At 67.1% G+C, this 15,336-nt stretch carries 9 protein-coding genes and 1 pseudogene; 1 reads left to right on the forward strand and 9 read right to left on the reverse strand.

All coding sequences use genetic code 11. From position 1 onward, the window contains the following. Window positions 1-13 precede the first annotated feature (13 nt). The 4 genes from LK539_RS21990 to LK539_RS22005 form a co-directional block, all read right to left on the reverse strand. Window positions 14-1,603 (reverse strand): hypothetical protein, encoded by a 1,590-nt coding sequence (locus tag LK539_RS21990; protein ID WP_227803206.1) that lies wholly within the window; start codon window positions 1,601-1,603, stop codon window positions 14-16. A gap of 330 nt (window positions 1,604-1,933) precedes the next feature. Further along, entirely contained in the window at window positions 1,934-3,694 is a 1,761-nt protein-coding gene (locus tag LK539_RS21995) for a M14 family metallopeptidase (RefSeq protein WP_227803207.1), read from the reverse strand. A 104-nt stretch (window positions 3,695-3,798) separates the two neighbouring features. Continuing rightward, on the reverse strand, window positions 3,799-5,406 hold the full coding sequence (locus LK539_RS22000) for a S41 family peptidase (protein ID WP_227803208.1): 1,608 nt from the start codon (window positions 5,404-5,406) through the stop codon (window positions 3,799-3,801). Window positions 5,407-5,528: 122 nt separating this feature from the next. Next, window positions 5,529-9,083, reverse strand: a complete 3,555-nt coding sequence (locus tag LK539_RS22005; RefSeq protein ID WP_227803209.1) for an indolepyruvate ferredoxin oxidoreductase family protein — start codon at window positions 9,081-9,083, stop codon at window positions 5,529-5,531. A gap of 192 nt (window positions 9,084-9,275) precedes the next feature. Here LK539_RS22005 and LK539_RS22010 point away from each other — a divergent pair, with 192 nt between their 5' ends. Beyond that, entirely contained in the window at window positions 9,276-9,791 is a 516-nt protein-coding gene (locus LK539_RS22010; protein ID WP_227803210.1) for an Lrp/AsnC family transcriptional regulator, read from the forward strand. 191 nt (window positions 9,792-9,982) lie between these two features. Here LK539_RS22010 and LK539_RS22015 read toward each other — a convergent pair whose 3' ends face one another. The 5 genes and pseudogenes from LK539_RS22015 to LK539_RS22035 form a co-directional block, all read right to left on the reverse strand. Next, the gene (locus tag LK539_RS22015; RefSeq protein WP_227803211.1) at window positions 9,983-10,630 is read right to left on the reverse strand and encodes a GNAT family N-acetyltransferase; all 648 of its coding nucleotides are present in this window, start codon (window positions 10,628-10,630) and stop codon (window positions 9,983-9,985) included. 52 nt (window positions 10,631-10,682) lie between these two features. Then, on the reverse strand, window positions 10,683-12,230 hold the full coding sequence (locus tag LK539_RS22020) for a diguanylate cyclase (protein WP_227803212.1): 1,548 nt from the start codon (window positions 12,228-12,230) through the stop codon (window positions 10,683-10,685). A gap of 135 nt (window positions 12,231-12,365) precedes the next feature. After that, entirely contained in the window at window positions 12,366-13,598 is a 1,233-nt protein-coding gene (locus tag LK539_RS22025) for a multifunctional CCA addition/repair protein (protein ID WP_227803302.1), read from the reverse strand. A 14-nt stretch (window positions 13,599-13,612) separates the two neighbouring features. Beyond that, window positions 13,613-14,332, reverse strand: a complete 720-nt coding sequence (locus LK539_RS22030) for a glutathione S-transferase family protein (RefSeq protein ID WP_227803213.1) — start codon at window positions 14,330-14,332, stop codon at window positions 13,613-13,615. Between the two features lie 18 nt (window positions 14,333-14,350). Beyond that, window positions 14,351-15,312, reverse strand: a pseudogene (locus LK539_RS22035) (complex I NDUFA9 subunit family protein). Between the last annotated feature and the right edge of the window lie 24 nt (window positions 15,313-15,336).

Here is a 15,336-nt window from a genome sequence, read left to right on the forward strand (position 1 = left end):
TTGTTAGGCGCTCTTAGCCGCCAGGGAAGGTGGTGGGCGGCACAGTCGGCGCGGACGTTGGCGCAGCCGTCGGCGCCTGGGTGGGCGCTGGCGTCGGGGCCTGGGTCGGGGCCTGCGTCGGGGCGGCAGTCGGCGCCTGGGTCGGCGCGGGCGTCGGCGCCAGGGTCGGCGGCGCGGTCGGTGGCGCGGTCGGCGCCTGGGTCGGCGCCGGCGACGGCGGCTGGGTCGGGGCTGGGGTCGGGGCCGAAGTCGGCGCCTGGGTCGGCGCTGCCGTCGGGGCCTGGGTCGGCGCCTGCGTTGGCGCCTGCGTTGGAGCCTGCGTTGGCGCCTGCGTCGGGGCTTGCGTTGGCGCCTGGGTCGGCGCCGTTGTCGGTGCCTGCGTCGGGGCCTGTGTTGGCGCCTGCGTCGGCGCCTGGGTCGGCGCCGGCGTCGGCTGCGTCACCGGCAGGCCCTGGACCGCCTGCAGCACGGCCGACATCAGGGGCGAGGGCACCGGGCTGGCCGGCGGCACGTTGGCCAGCGAACTGGTGGCGTTCACCAGCGCCAGCACGGCGGGCGACAGTCCGGCGCTCTGGGCCACCGCGGCCAGGCGCAGCGGCTGGCCGGTCGGGGCCTGGGTGATGGTGGCGGCCACCTGCTCGGCGCGGTTCTGGACATCGTCGACGATCTTGATCACCGGGTCGACGTACAGCGCCAGCGGCTGCTGCAGGGCGGCGCCGGTGGCGCCCGGGGCGGCCTGCATCACGCGGCCGACGGCGATCGACAGGCTGGCTTCGACCAGGTTGGCGACGTCGGCCGCCAGCGCCACCGTGCCACGCGCCGCGGCACGGTTGGTCAGGAAGCGGTCCTGGTTGGCGACGGCGCCCTGTACCAGGCTGCTGACCATGGTCGCGCCGCCGGTGGCGCCGACACGCGCGAATTCGGCGGCCATGGCCTGGGCCACGCGGCCGTAGGCGGCGTTCGGATCGGCTTCCTGAGCGGTCTTCTCGGTGCGCGCCATCACTTCCATGGCCTTCTGCAGCGCGACCATCTTCTGCACGAGGGCCGGCTCGGTCACGGCCAGGGTGAGCGGGTCGGCGTCGAGCACGAAGGCCGAGGTCAGGCCGATCACCCGCACCACGGTCTGGCGCGCCTGCGTGATCGAGGTGGCCGCGCCAGAAGCGACCATGGCTTCGGCGATGGTGGTGAGCGGCGTGACCACGAGCGCCGGCTTGCTGGCCGCGTCTTCGACCATGGCGCTCATGGTGTAGCCGAAGCCCAGCCCGGTCGAGGTATCGGTGCCGCCGGTGACGCGCAGGCGCTGGCCGTTGATCTGGGCCACGCTGGCGGCCACCGTCAGGTTGAACTTGCCGCCGCTGTCGGTGGTGGCGGACGGCTCGCCGGTGTCGCGCTGTCCGTTGTTGTTCTGGTCGAGCCAGACGGTGGCGCCGCTCAGGTAGCCGTCGATGACGATGCCCGTCAGCGCGGTGCTGGGTGGGGGCGGCTGGACCGGGCCGGGGTTGGACGGCGGCGGGGAATCGCCGCCTCCCCCGCCGCAGCCGCTCAGGGCAAGGGCGATGGTCAGGGCAAGGGTGGAACGTTGGGGCAGGCTTGGTTTGGACATGGTCTGGTCTCTCGGCGCGAATTCATCGGCACCCCGGCGACACGCCGACTAGGTGCGAGGGCACGCGCGACCATGCGCCGCCATGCAGGACGCATGGCGAACGGCGCCATGCCGCCCCTACGGCGGCATGGATCTCTTTCAGGTCGGTGTTTTCCCTCTCACCTGCGCGGTATGTCTTTTTTTGTAACCGGTGCGCAGTTGCTGCGAGACTAAGTGAATTTATTTACAACATCAATTCCCCAATTGGGGAACGTAATGACAATATCGCGAGGGAAAGAAAGAAATACGGCGCACCGTGGGATGCGCCGTAGCTTGTATGGCGGTCTGTGGTCAGGGCGCGACGTTGGCGCGGTACACCGGATACAGGTTGAAGCGCTCGTCCCAGGAGGCGTGGCGGCGTGCGAAGAACTCCAGGCGCGCATGCGGGTTCCTGGCGAAGGCCGGATCCGTCTCGACGCGGCGCTTGAATTCCGCGGCCAGCGCCGGGTCGGCGGCCATCTGCTCGCGCGCCACGTCTTCGGCCACGTATTCTTCCATGTACTCCTTGCGCTCATAGGCGTTGTTGAAGAATCCCCAGGCCAGCAGCGAGTCCGGCGCCTGCGGTTCCAGCATGGCCACCACCAGGCGCGCCTTGGGCTGGTTGACCGGCACGAACAGCGCGCCCGCGCTTACCTGCCGCGCCTCCGCTTTCCAGGCCCCGTCCACCGTCAGGCGCTGGTGCGATTCGAAGGAAGTGGCGCTGAAGCTCGCCTTGTCGGCACGGAAGGTCTCGACCTGGGCCTGGGCGATTGCCTTGTCCAGCTTGCGGAAGGCGATGCCGTGCAGCGTGAGCTTGCTGGACACGATATCGGCCCAGGCGGCCGGCACGATGTAGCCGGCGCGCGGTGCGGCGACCACGCGCTCCGCCACGACTTCTTCGCGCAGCGGCACGCGCCAGACCTGCGGCTTGCTTTCGTCGTAGCGGGTCATCAGGATGCCGGAGACATCAGACGGAGTGCGGGTGTATTCGTAGCCCTGGAAGTCGACCATCTGGGTCTTGTCGGTGGTGCGGTAGCTCAGCGCCACCTCCTGGCCGGCCAGCTTGCTGGCGCGCGCATCGGCGGCCAGCGCGGCCTGCTGCCAGGCCTTGCCGTTAGCGGCGACCTGCTCGAGGATCGAGATCACCGTGTTGTGGGTGACGCGCACGCGGGTCGGATAATCCTTCCACGAATGGGTCTCGACCAGCAGGGCCATGCGGTTACGCAGCGGGAAGTAGCCGGTCGAGAAGCGCGGGTCGGAGACGCTGTCCACGAAGCCCGACTGCGGATCGTCGGTCTTGGCGAAGGACATGTAGTAGGACTGCGGGGTCGACCCCTGCTTTGCGATGTCCTTGATGACGTTGGTGCGCAGGGCCAGGCCGGCCTGGCGGAATTCCGGGTCGCCCGAATACACCGGCTCGACCTGGATCGAGACGTCGTGCTGGAACTTGGCGCCGTCGGTAACGTGCAGGTCGACGTAGGTCAGCGGATCCCAGGCGTTCACCAGTTTCAGCATGGCCGCCATCTCGGGCGCATCGGCCTTCACATAGTCGCGGTTCAGGTTGAAGTTCTGGGCGGTGGTGCGCCAGCCCATCTCGACCGGGCCGCGCTGGTTCGGACGGTTCCACTTGCCGAAGCGCTCGTGGCCGTCGACGTTGAATACCGGGACGAACAGCAGCACCTGCTTGTCGAGGGCGCCCTTGGCGAGCTTGCCGTTCAGGGTCTCGCGCAGGGCCAGGAAGCCGGCGTCCTTGCCGTCGATCTCGCCGGCGTGGATGCCGCCCTGGATCAGGGTCACCGGCAGGCCCTGCTTGCGCGCCGCCTGCGGCGTGAAGGCGCCGGTGTTCGAGACGACCAGCGCCATCATCGGACGGTTCTCCGGCGTGCGGCCGAACTCGATGCACTTCACCTGCTTCGAATAGGCTTTCTGAAAGTCGGCGCACAGCTTGATGACTTCGTCGTAGCGGCCGGTGGCCTGGAAGCCCGAACGTTCGGAGATGGTGGTGAGCTCGGGGGCCGCATGGGCCAGGGGAACGGCGGCCAGCATGGCCAGCAGCAGGGCGGAACGGATCATCGGAAAACTCCAGCAATCGATCGGGTGGCAAAGCGAAGGATTATAGACCTGTTTCCAGAATGAAAACGGCCCGCACTGGCGGGCCGTTTTGTATCCTGCGAACCTTAATTACGCGGCCTGGTGTAGATCGAGATTTCCTTGGCCGGATGGCGTACGAGTTCCATCGGCACCTGGCGCGCGCGGGTGGCCGGCGGGCAGGTACCGGTCTCGCGGTAGCTCAGGGCCGCGGCCAGCAGGCCTTCGCTGCGGTCGCCCAGCGGCTTCGACAGGTCGTCGGCCACCTGGCAGGTGGCAGCCAGGCCGTCCGGGAAGTCGCCGAAGCCCTTGTGGTTCACGCCCTTGAACTCGATCGAGAAGTAGGTGGTGCCGCAGTTCGCCGTCGGCGTGAAGCCATAGGGCTTGCCGCAGGTCTGGCTGCCGATCACGTCGACCTGGACGTCGGCGCCGCGCAGGCCGTTGATCACCGCTTCGCTGGCCGAGCAGGTGCCCGGGGTCGTCAGGATGCTCACACGCTTCAGACCGAGGTAAGGCAGCGGCGTGCCCGAACGCACCGGGTTGGGCGAGCTGAAGCCGTAGGCGCTGCTCAGGAAGGGAATCGGGGCCTGCTGCGGCGTCTTGTCGTTGTACTGGAGGCGCTCGAAGGTCTTGCCGGTGGTCTGGGCCGGGCCGGCGATCATGTAGGACAACTCGCTGGCCACATACAGCAGGCCGCCGCCGTTGTAGCGCATGTCGAGCACCAGGTCGACCACGCCGGCTGCGCGGAAGGTGGCGAAGGCATCGACCAGTTCCTTTTCCGAGACGGCGTTGTGGGTCTCGAAGCTCAGGTAGCCCACCTTGCCGGTCGGGGTATCGAACACCTGCACCAGCTTGACCGGATCGACCACGACGTCGGCGCCGGTCATCGTCACGTCATAGGTGGTGCTGCCGCGCTGCAGGGTGAAGCTGTGCGGGGTGCCCGCGGTTTCCGGGAACAGGCCGGCATTGATCTTCTCCACCGTGGCGGCATCAGTGCCGTTGATGAAATCGACGCCGTCCACCTTGATCAGCTTATCGCCGCGCTGCAGGCCGGCCGCCGCCGCGGGCGAGCCCGGTTCCACCAGCGTCACCAGCCAGGTGCGCGGCGCGGTGGCGCTGTTGCGCTTCCAGGTGACGCCGTAGCCCAGGTCGATGCCCGAGTTCTGCAGTTTGTCCCACTCTTCGGTGGTATAGGTGAAGTGGTACTTGTCCTTCGGCTGGCCGGATTCGGTCAGGGCCGGCGACTTGAGCACCTCGAAGTAGTCGAGGGCGTTGGTGAACTCCGCCATCCGGTAGGTGTTCGGGATCTCGTTGTACCAGAGATAGTTTTCGTTGGCCCAGGCGCGCAGGAACTTCAGCTCGTCGAGCAGGGTGCCCTGCCTGTCCGGGAAGGGCCGGCCGAACAGGTCGACGCCAGTGCGCGGCTTGGCGCACATGTTGGCGTAGGTGGTCGACGCTGCCAGCAGGTTCGGATTGAGGTCTTCCGGGGACGGCGTGCCGACTGGCGGATTCGGATTGGCCGGCGGATTCGGATTGACCGGGGGAGTCGGCTGCTGGCCGGTCTGGTCCGGACGGGTGCCGATACCGGGCGAACCGCCGCCACCGCCGCAACCGGCGAGGACGGCAGCTGCGGCCAGCAGCGCAGCGATCAGGCGGGGAGCGGTCGACGAACGACCATGTGCATATGGCGATCTCATGCGCCTGATTATAGACGTCGCCATCGGGCCGGAGTGCAACCAACTGTAACAGTTGGGTCTGAGGAACAACAACAAATGCTAGGAAGATATGGCCGGCGCAACCGGCCATATCAAGCTGTCAATCAAGCAGCGCGCGGAGCCGATGCGGAAGGCTGGTGGAAGGCCGCCACCAGCGCCGCTTCCTTCTGCTTGGCCGCCTTCAGGTGGCGCTCCTTCACGTGGCCGTAGCCGCGGATGTCTTCGGGAATGCTGGCGATGGCCACCGCCTGCGCCACGTTTTCAGGCGTCAGCTTCGGCAGCAGCGCTTCCACGGTCTGGCGGTATTCCCCAATCAGCGCACGCTCGGTGCGGCGCTCCGCGGTATAGCCGAACACGTCGAACGCGGTACCGCGCAAGCCTTTCAGTTTCGCCAACACGCCGAACGCTTTCAACATCCACGAACCATATTCCTGCTTCAACGCGCGGCCTTCCTTGTCGTGCTTGGCCAGCAGCGGCGGCGCCAGGTGGAACTTCAGTTTGATGTCGCCTTCAAACATGTTGGCGATCTTCGCGCGGAACATCGGATCGGTGTGCAGGCGGGCGACTTCGTACTCGTCCTTGTAGGCCATCAGCTTGTAGAAGTAGCGCGCCACGGCTTCGGTCAGGCGCGAACCCTTGCCCAGCTTCGCTTCCTCGGCGCGCACCCGATCCACGAAGGCCTTGTACTGCGCGGCGTAGGCGGCGTTCTGGTAGGCGGTGAGCAGTTCGACGCGACGGTTGATGATGTCGTCCAGGCTCTCGCTGCGCTTGAACTCGATCACTTGGGCGGGCGTGGCCAGCTTCTTCACGGACGCCAGGTCGTGGGCGGCCGTGCGGCCCCAGTGGAAGGCGGCCTTGTTGAAGGCGACCGACACGCCATTCAGTTCGATCGCTTTCAGGAGCGAAGCTTCCTGCAGCGGCACGTGGCCCTTCTGGAAGGCGTAGCCGAGCATGAACATATTGGTCGCGATCGCGTCCCCCATCAGGGCGGTGGCAATCTTGCCGGCGTCCACGAAGTCGACCTGGTCGGCACCGCAGGCCTGCAGGATGGCGCCGCGCGAACCTTCGGCCGGGAACTGCCAGTCCGGGTTCTTCACGAAAGCGGCGGTGGTGGCGCCGGTCGAATTCACGGCGGCCCAGGTGCGGCCTTCGCCCATGCGGCTCAGGGCATCGCGGCTGGCGGTGACGATCTGGTCGCAGCCGATCACCAGGTCGGCGCTGCCGGTGCCGACGCGGGTCGAGTGCAGGTCGGCCTGGTGTTCGGCCAGGCGCACGTGCGACATCACCGGCCCCCCTTTTTGCGCGAGGCCCGATTGGTCGAGCACGACCGCGCCCTTGCCTTCCACGTGGGCCGCCATCGCCAGGATCTGGCCGACGGTGACGACACCGGTGCCGCCGACGCCGGCGATCAGGATGCCGAACGGATCGGCGACCGAGGGGATGGCCGGCATCGGCAGCTCGGGCGGCGTGGCATCTGCCGTTGCCGCTTTCTTTGGCTTCTTCAGGCCACCGCCTTCGACGGTGACGAAGCTCGGGCAGAAACCGGAGACGCAGGAGAAATCCTTGTTGCACGAGGACTGGTTGATCTGGCGCTTGCGGCCCAGTTCCGTTTCCAGCGGCTCGACCGACAAGCAGTTCGACTGCACCGAGCAGTCGCCGCAGCCTTCGCACACGGCTTCGTTGATGACGGCGCGCTTGGCCGGGTCGGGGAACTCGCCCTTCTTGCGGCGGCGGCGTTTCTCGGAGGCGCAGGTCTGGTCGTAGATCACGGCGGAGACGCCCGGCATCTCGCGCAGTTCCTTCTGCACGTCCATCAGCTCGGAGCGGTGGCGTACGGTGACGCCTTCGGCCCAGGCGTAATCGTCCGGGTATTTTTCCGGTTCGTCGGTGACGACGATGATCGGGCGCACGCCTTCGGCGGCGATCTGGCGCGTGATCATGCCCGGATCAAGCGGGCCGTCCACGTTCTGGCCGCCGGTCATCGCGACCGCGTCGTTGTAGAGGATCTTGTAGGTGATGTTGACCTTCGCGGCCACCGCGGCGCGGATCGCCAGGATGCCCGAGTGGAAGTAGGTGCCGTCGCCGAGGTTCACGAACACGTGCTTCTCGTCGGTGAACGGCGATTGGCCGATCCAGGTCGTGCCTTCCGCGCCCATGTGGGTGAAGGTCGAGGTCTCGCGGTCCATCCACAGGACCATGTAGTGGCAACCGATGCCGGCCATGGCGCGCGAGCCTTCCGGCACCTTGGTCGAGCTGTTGTGCGGGCAGCCCGAGCAGAAGTACGGGATGCGGTCGGTTTCCGGATTCGCCTTCGCCGGAATCGACTTCAGCACCAGCTCTTTCTGCTCCAGGTAGGCGATGCGCTGTTTCACGCGCTGTTCGACCGGATGGCCGGCGCAGTAGTGCGAGATGCGCGACGCGATGGCGCGCGCGATCTGGGCCGGGTTCAGCTCGTAGGTGGCCGGCAGCAGCCAGTCGCCGTGGCCCATGCGGTCCTTGTTGCTCCACTCGCCGGTGTCGTCGAACTTGCCGACCACGCGCGGACGCTCGCCGTCCGGCAGGTTGTACAGGGCTTCCTTGAGCGCGTATTCCATCACCTGGCGTTTTTCTTCGACCACCAGGATCTCGTCCAGGCCGCGCGCGAACTCGTGCACGCCTTCCGATTCGAGCGGCCAGGTCATGCCGACCTTGTACAGGCGCAGGCCGATGTCGGCCGCCGCCTGTTCGTCGATGCCGAGGTCGGCCAGGGCCTGGCGCGTGTCGACATAGCTCTTGCCGGCGGTGATGATGCCGATCTTCGGCTTCTTGCTGTCCCAGATGATGCGATTGAGCTTGTTGGCGCGCGCATAGGCCAGCGCCGCATACCACTTGAAGTTGCTCATGCGGACTTCCTGGTCCAGCACGGCGTCCGGCCAGCGGATATTCAGGCCACCCGGCGGCAGTTCGAAGTCGCTCGGCATGGCGATCTGCACGCGGTCCGGATCGAGGTCGACCACGGCGCCCGACTCGATGATGTCGGTGACGCACTTCATTGACACCCACAGGCCGGTATAGCGGCTCATGGCCCAGGCATGCAGGCCAAAGTCCAGGTATTCCTGCACGGACGAGGGGTACAGCACCGGAATGCCGCAGTGGGTCAGGATGTGGTCGGACTGGTGTGCGGTCGAGGAGGACTTGGCCGCATGGTCGTCGCCGGCCAGCACCAGCACGCCGCCGTGCTTCGAGGAGCCGGCATTGTTGCCGTGCTTGAAGACGTCGCCGCAACGGTCCACGCCCGGGCCCTTGCCGTACCACATGGCAAACACGCCGTCGTACTTGGCGTCCTTGTACAGGTTGGTCTGCTGGGTGCCCCAGACGGCGGTCGCCGCCAGGTCTTCGTTCATGCCCGGGTGGAACTTGACGTGGTGGGCGTCCAGGTGCTTCTTCGCCTTCATCGCGGTCTGGTCGACGGCGGTGACCGGCGAACCGCGGTAGCCGGTGATGTAGCCGGCGGTGTTCAGGCCAGCCTTGAGGTCGCGCTCGCGCTGGAGCATGGGCAGGCGCACCAGGGCCTGGGTGCCGGTCATGAACGCACGGCCGCGTTCGAGCGTCCACTTGTCGTCGAGGGTGATGTCGTGCTGGGGCAGCGCGAGATTGGCGCGCTCGAGGGGTGCATTCATGCGGTGTCTCCGTCAACTTGTGCAGGGCGCTGGCTCTTGATGGCTCTTGGTGCGCGCGGGATGGGCTGGCCAGCCCATCCGATCAGCCGCACAGTATAGTCCTGCCCCCAAAGCATTAAATTCCAAACAATTCCCCCGCCCAGTCAATTTGCGCAATAAAATTGCCGTGTTTGCGAATCTACCGAGGAAACCATGTCAAAAATCGAGCTGGACAAGACTGACCGCAAGATCCTGGCTGTCCTGCAGACGGACGGCCGGCTGTCGAACCAGGACGTGGCCGAGCGCGTCAACCTGTCCCCTTCCCCCTGCCTGCGCCGCATCAAGCGCCTGGAAGAAGCGGGCGTCATCCGCCAGTACGTGGCGCTGGTGGACCCGGACAAGATCGGGCTCGGGCTGCTGGCCTATGTGAATGTGCGCCTGGAAAAGCACAGTGAAGTGGCGGGCGGCGCGCGTGGGACCCCGGGACTGCCGGCGACGTCGCCGCGCAACGACTTCGCAGTGTCGGTCGGCACCTGGCCGGAGGTGGTGGCCTGCTATGCGATGACCGGAGAGATGGATTTCCTGCTGCGGGTGCACGTGGAAGACATGGACCACTTCTCGCGCTTCATGATGGGGACGCTACTGAAGCATCCGGCGGTGCTGGATGTGAAGTCGAGTTTTGCGTTGCAGAGGATTAAGGAGACGACGGCGCTGCCGGTGGCGGGGTGAGCTGGTTGGTGTTTGCGTCAACACCACCTGCGCTTTATTTTACCTCCAGCCTCAGAACCGTCATCCCGGCGTAGGCCGGGATCCAATTTCCCGTGCAAACCCGGGTGTACCCAAACGACTGTGGAACGCGACAAACTTGGGTTCCGGCCTTCGCCGGAACGACGTTGATTAGGGCCGCGTTTTATTCGGGATTACTTCTTCGGCGTCAGCCACTTCACCGCCGCCCGCGCATTCGCCTTGACGGTGTAATCAATCACCGCCCACTGCTCCTCCAGCGCCTCCGCCATCACGCTCGCCGGGCTCGGTGGCGGCAGTTGCAGGTAGGCATCCGCCTCACCATATTCGCGCTTGATCTCCATCCCCGCCTTCTTGGCGATATGCATCATGGTCTGGTTCGAGGTCAGGCACTGCATGTAGAGCGTGTCGACGTCGGCATTGCGGCAGTGAATCGCCGCGCGCTGGAACAGGCGCGAGCCGACGCCCTGCCCGCGTGCGGACTGCGAGACCGACACCCCGAACTCGGCCACCCGCTCCTTCGCGGTCGGCTTGCCCTTGTCCGCCTTGGCAAAGGCCAGGTGCCCCACCCCGACCAGCTGGAACACGCGGTTCACCACGCCGAACACGATGTCGTGCCTGAAGTCGATCTTGGCGACGTAGTTAGCGATCGCGTCATCGGGAATGACGCTGCCGAAGCGCAGCAGGCGATCGCTGTCGTCCAGCGCCAGGAAGTGGCGCAGGATGCGGCGGCGGTCGCGCTCGCCCAGTTCCTTGACGAGCACGGTGGGACGGCCGGGTTTGCCACGCAGGCCTTGCAGCCACCGTGTCAGCGGATTGTCCATGCGTGCGATCCTTTTGTGCAGTGCAACATAACACCCATTGTAGCGGATTCCGCTATTGCGCGCCGTCCTTTGCCGGCCCGGTCCATTGCGCTTCCGGGCTGACCACGAACACGCCCTTGCCCGCCTGCTTGGCCTCGTACATGGCCTTGTCGGCTTCGGCCAGCAGTGCCGCCGAGCCACGCGCGGCGCCAGCGTGGCCCCGGGCGCTGGAGATGCCGATACTGGCCGAGATCGAGACGGGATTGCCGTCCGCCTCGGTCACCGACTTGATCTGGTCGAGCGCCAGCTGGGCCACCCGCAGCGCGCCTTCGCGCGAGGCGACGTCTTCCAGCATGATCACGAATTCGTCGCCGCCCAGGCGCGCCAGCGCATCTTCGGCGCGCAGCTTTTCCTGCACCCGGCGCGCCACCATCTGCAGCACCAGGTCGCCGGTTGCGTGGCCATAGGTGTCGTTCACGGCCTTGAAGCCGTCCAGGTCGATGAACATGATCACCACCACCGAATCGCGGCGGGTGGCGCGGGCCAGCGCGCGCTCGAGCAGGCGGGTCAGCTGGCGGTAATTGATCAGGCCCGTCAGGCTGTCATGCTGGGCCAGGCGTTCGAGCTGCTTCGACTGCGCTTCCAGCTCGGCGGTGCGCTCGGCAACGCGGTGCTCGAGGTTTTCGTTGGCCGCCGTCAGCTGCTGGTTGACCACCCCGATGATGCGGTAGCTGCGCCGCAGCCGCATGCCGGCATAGGCCAGCAGGAGCAGCAGGAAGGCCGAGTAGGCGAACAGGTAGCCGCGGTAGCGCTCGCGCACCGCCTGTGCGGCGTCGAATGAACGGTCGAACTCGCGCCCCAGCCGGTCGAGCGCGGCGCCGGTGGCGGTGGCGGCGATCTGCGCTTCCAGCCGGTTTTCCAGCGGGCGCTTCTCCAGGATCACGCGCGAAGACTTGATGATGGCGTCCATCTTCTCGATCACGGCCGGCGAGAAGGCGATCTCCTGGGCCGCGATGTCGCCCAGGATCTCGTCGATGCGCGCCGCCAGCGGCGCGCCTGGTACGACGTTGTAGCGCAGGATCTCGGTCAGGAGGGCGTTGAGCGAGGCGTCCAGCCGGATCACCAGGCGTGCCGGCGCCAGTGCGCCTTCGATGCCGCCCAGCTCGGTCTTCAGGTCGGCCACGGCCGGCGGCAGGTAGGTCAGCGCCTCGCGCAGCGGCGGGTTGTGGCGCGCGAACTGGGCGGTGAGCAGCTCCTTGCGCTGCATGGCGTCGCGCAGCTGGCTGTAGGCGCTTTCCACGGCCGGGCTGGACGCTTCCGGTACCGCTTCGCCGATGCGCACCATCAGGTCCTGCATGCGCGGCAGCTGGGTGGTCAGCTGCGCGGTGGCGGGAGCGCGCCCGATGTGGGAGCGCAGGATGTTGGCATCCCATTCGGCATCGAGCTTTTCCAGCTCGCGCAGGTTGAGCATCACGTCGTTGCGGACGCCGGGATCGGTTCCTTCCGAACGAATATAGAAAAAGGCGAGCAGCAATGCCAGCACCAGCACCGCCAGGCCAGCGAGTTGCAGGCGGCGACGCGGTTTCAAGCTCGCTACGCGCTGCGCCAGCACGGCAACCATCCAACCTCCGTTACATCTTTACGTTGTTATCCGGAGAAGCATAGCAAAACCCGGCCGTTGTTGGGTGTTCGGCTCACGGATGCTTTGCCGATGCGCGCGCACTTGCTGGACGCGCGGTCGGGAAACCCGACCACCCTACGGTTCTCTTAGCGCCGCCTTGACCGCGGAGACGCGCGCCGCGTGCACGGCTTCCGGGATCTTTTCTTTGGCGTCCGCATAGCGCGCCGCCACCTCCCCCGCATTCACGGCGCGCGCCGCAGCGAGGGCGCGCAGTAGGTAAGCCCGCTGCGGATAGTCCTGGTGACGCATCGGGTGTTCTTCGTGCCCGCGTCCGCGCGCGTCGCACTCGGATGCCAGCAGCATCTGGGCGAAGCGCTCCGGTTTGCGGAAGGCGTCGCAGCGCTCGAACAGGGTGACGATGGTATTCGGCCGCATCTCCTGGGCGCGGCTGACGTTGCCGTGCTCGCGCGCCGTCATCTGGGCCAGGTCGCGGCATTCGTTGGGCACCTTCAGGCGCTTGCATACCGCTGTCACCAGCTTCATGCCGAGGAATTCGTGGCCATGGTGGGCCGGCCAGGTCTCGCTCGGGGTGGCGCCCTTGCCCAGGTCGTGCACCAGGGCGGCAAAGCGCACCTCGAGTGGCAGACCCTGTGACGCGGCGTAGTCGATCACCAGCATGATGTGCACGCCGGTGTCGACTTCCGGGTGGTGCAGCGGCGGCTGCGGCACGCCCCACAGGGCGTCGAGTTCGGGCAGGATGCGGGCCAATGCGCCGCAGTCGCGCAGCACGGCGAACATGCGCGAAGGCCGTTCTTCCATCAGGCCGCGCGACAGCTCCTGCCAGACGCGCTCCGGCACCAGCGCATCGACCTCCCCTGCCGCCACCATGCCCTGCATCAGCGCGAGGGTGGTCTCGTGCACCCGGAAATCCGGGAAGCGCGCGGCAAACCGCGCCAGGCGCAGGATGCGCACCGGGTCTTCGGCGAAGGCCTCGGAGACGTGGCGGAAGATGCGGTTCCTGAGGTCTTCCTGGCCATGGTACGGGTCGACGATGCTGCCGTCTTCCGCGCGCGCCATGGCGTTGATGGTAAGGTCGCGCCGCACCAGGTCGTCCTCGAGCGTGACCTCGGGCGAGGTGTGGAACACGAAGCCGTGGTAGCCGGGCGCGGTCTTGCGCTCGGTGCGGGCCAGTGCGTATTCCTCCTGCGTGTCGGGATGCAGGAAGACCGGGAAATCCTTGCCGACCGGGCGAAAGCCCTGCGCCAGCATCTCGCTTGGCGTGGCGCCGACCACCACGTGGTCGCGGTCTGTTACCGGGCGTCCCAGCAGCTCGTCGCGCACGGCGCCGCCGACCACGTAGCTGCGCACGCTGTTACTCATCCTTACTCCTGCGGCAGGTCGAGGTCGTGCGCCGGGGTCGGATCGTCTTCGCGCATGGCTTCGTCCACCCAGCGCGCCACCGCCGGGTGGGCCAGCACGCGCTCGCAGTAGGCCTGCAGCGCCGGCGCCAGCGCCACGCCATAGGTCTTGAAGCGGCACACCACCGGGGCGTAGAAGGCGTCGGCGATCGAGAAGTCGCCGAACAGGAAGCTGTGGTGGCCGAAGCGCGACAGGCAGTCTTCCCAGATCTCGCAGATGCGGCCGATGTCGGCCTGGGCGCCCGGCGTGCGCCCGCGCCCCGGCAGACGGGCCTGGATGTTCATCGACATCGCGCTGCGCAGTTCGGAAAAGCCCGAGTGCATCTCGGCCACGACCGAGCGCGCCAGCGCGCGCGCGGCGACGTCCTGCGGCCACATGTGCTTGTCCGGGAACTGCTCGGCCAGGTATTCGACGATGGCCAGGCTGTCCCAGATCGTCATCTCGCCGGCCAGCAGCACCGGCACCCGGCCCGCGTGCGAATAGCGCGCGATGTTGGCGGCGGTGTCGGGCTTGTCCAGCAGGACGCGGATCTCGGTGAACGGGATGCCGAACGCGACTGCGGCCACCCACGGCCGCATCGACCACGACGACACATTCTTGTTGCCGATGACGAGGGTCAGGCCCGGCTGGCGGGCGGCCTCGAGGGTGGAAGACAGGGTCGGGTCGAGTTCGATGGTCTGCATGGTGTCCTGTAATAGTGGTTAGCGGCCGGCGTGCTCACGGTAATCGTCCAGGCCCTTGGGCGTCGCCAGGTAGTGCGGCGCCGCGGCCTCGAGCGCTGTGAGCTTGATTCCCAGCGCCTCGGCTGTCAAGGCTTGTGTTTGCGGATCGACCACATTATCGGTCTTCATGGTGGCGAGGTTGTCGCGCGAGATGAGCGGGTCGCCCGGCAGCAGCTCGAACAGCCGGGCCTCCAGCCGTGCGGCCCAGTCCGGCAAGGGCAGCACGTGGCGTTCGTGGCCGGCATAGCGGCCGGCCAGCTGCACCAGCTCGGCCAGGGTGTAGACCTGCGGCCCGCCCAGCTCGATCTCAAGGCCGCGCGTGCGCGGTTCGCGCAGGCCAGGGCAAAGGCGGCGGCGACGTCCTCGACGTACACCGGCTGGATGCGCGCCTGCGCACACGCCAGCGGCAGCACCGGGAGGTGGCGCTGCAACCTGGCGAAGACGGTCAGGAAGTGGTCGCCCGGCCCGAACACGATCGAGGGACGGAAGATGGTGGCGGCCACGCGCGGGTCGCTGCGCGCGGCCAGCTCGCCGTCGGCTTTCGAGCGCTGGTACATTGACGCGCCCGTGGGGCTGGCGCCGAGCGCGCTCATGTGCAGGTAGCGCGGCACGCCCAGCTCCGCGCAGGCCTGCACGATGCGGCGCGGCAGCTCCACGTGCAGGCGCCGGAAGCCCGGACCATAGGGCTCGCCATGGCCGCCGTTCAGCACCCCGACCAGGTTGATCACGGCGTCGCGCCCGGCCAGCAAGCGCCGCAGCGTGGCGTCGTCGTGGATGTCGGCCACTTCCAGGTCGAGGTAGGGCAAGGTGGTCAAGCCCTTGGCCGCTTCGTAATGGCGCGCCGGGACGACGGTGCCGACGCCCTCCTCCGCCAGGCGCGCTACCAGGTGGCCGCCGATGAAACCGGTTCCTCCGATGACCACCACGTTCTGTGCGCGCATGGTCTTTTCCTCCGTGCTGTTACA

Source organism: Massilia sp. IC2-476 (assembly GCF_020707295.1).
Taxonomy (GTDB): domain Bacteria; phylum Pseudomonadota; class Gammaproteobacteria; order Burkholderiales; family Burkholderiaceae_D; genus Telluria.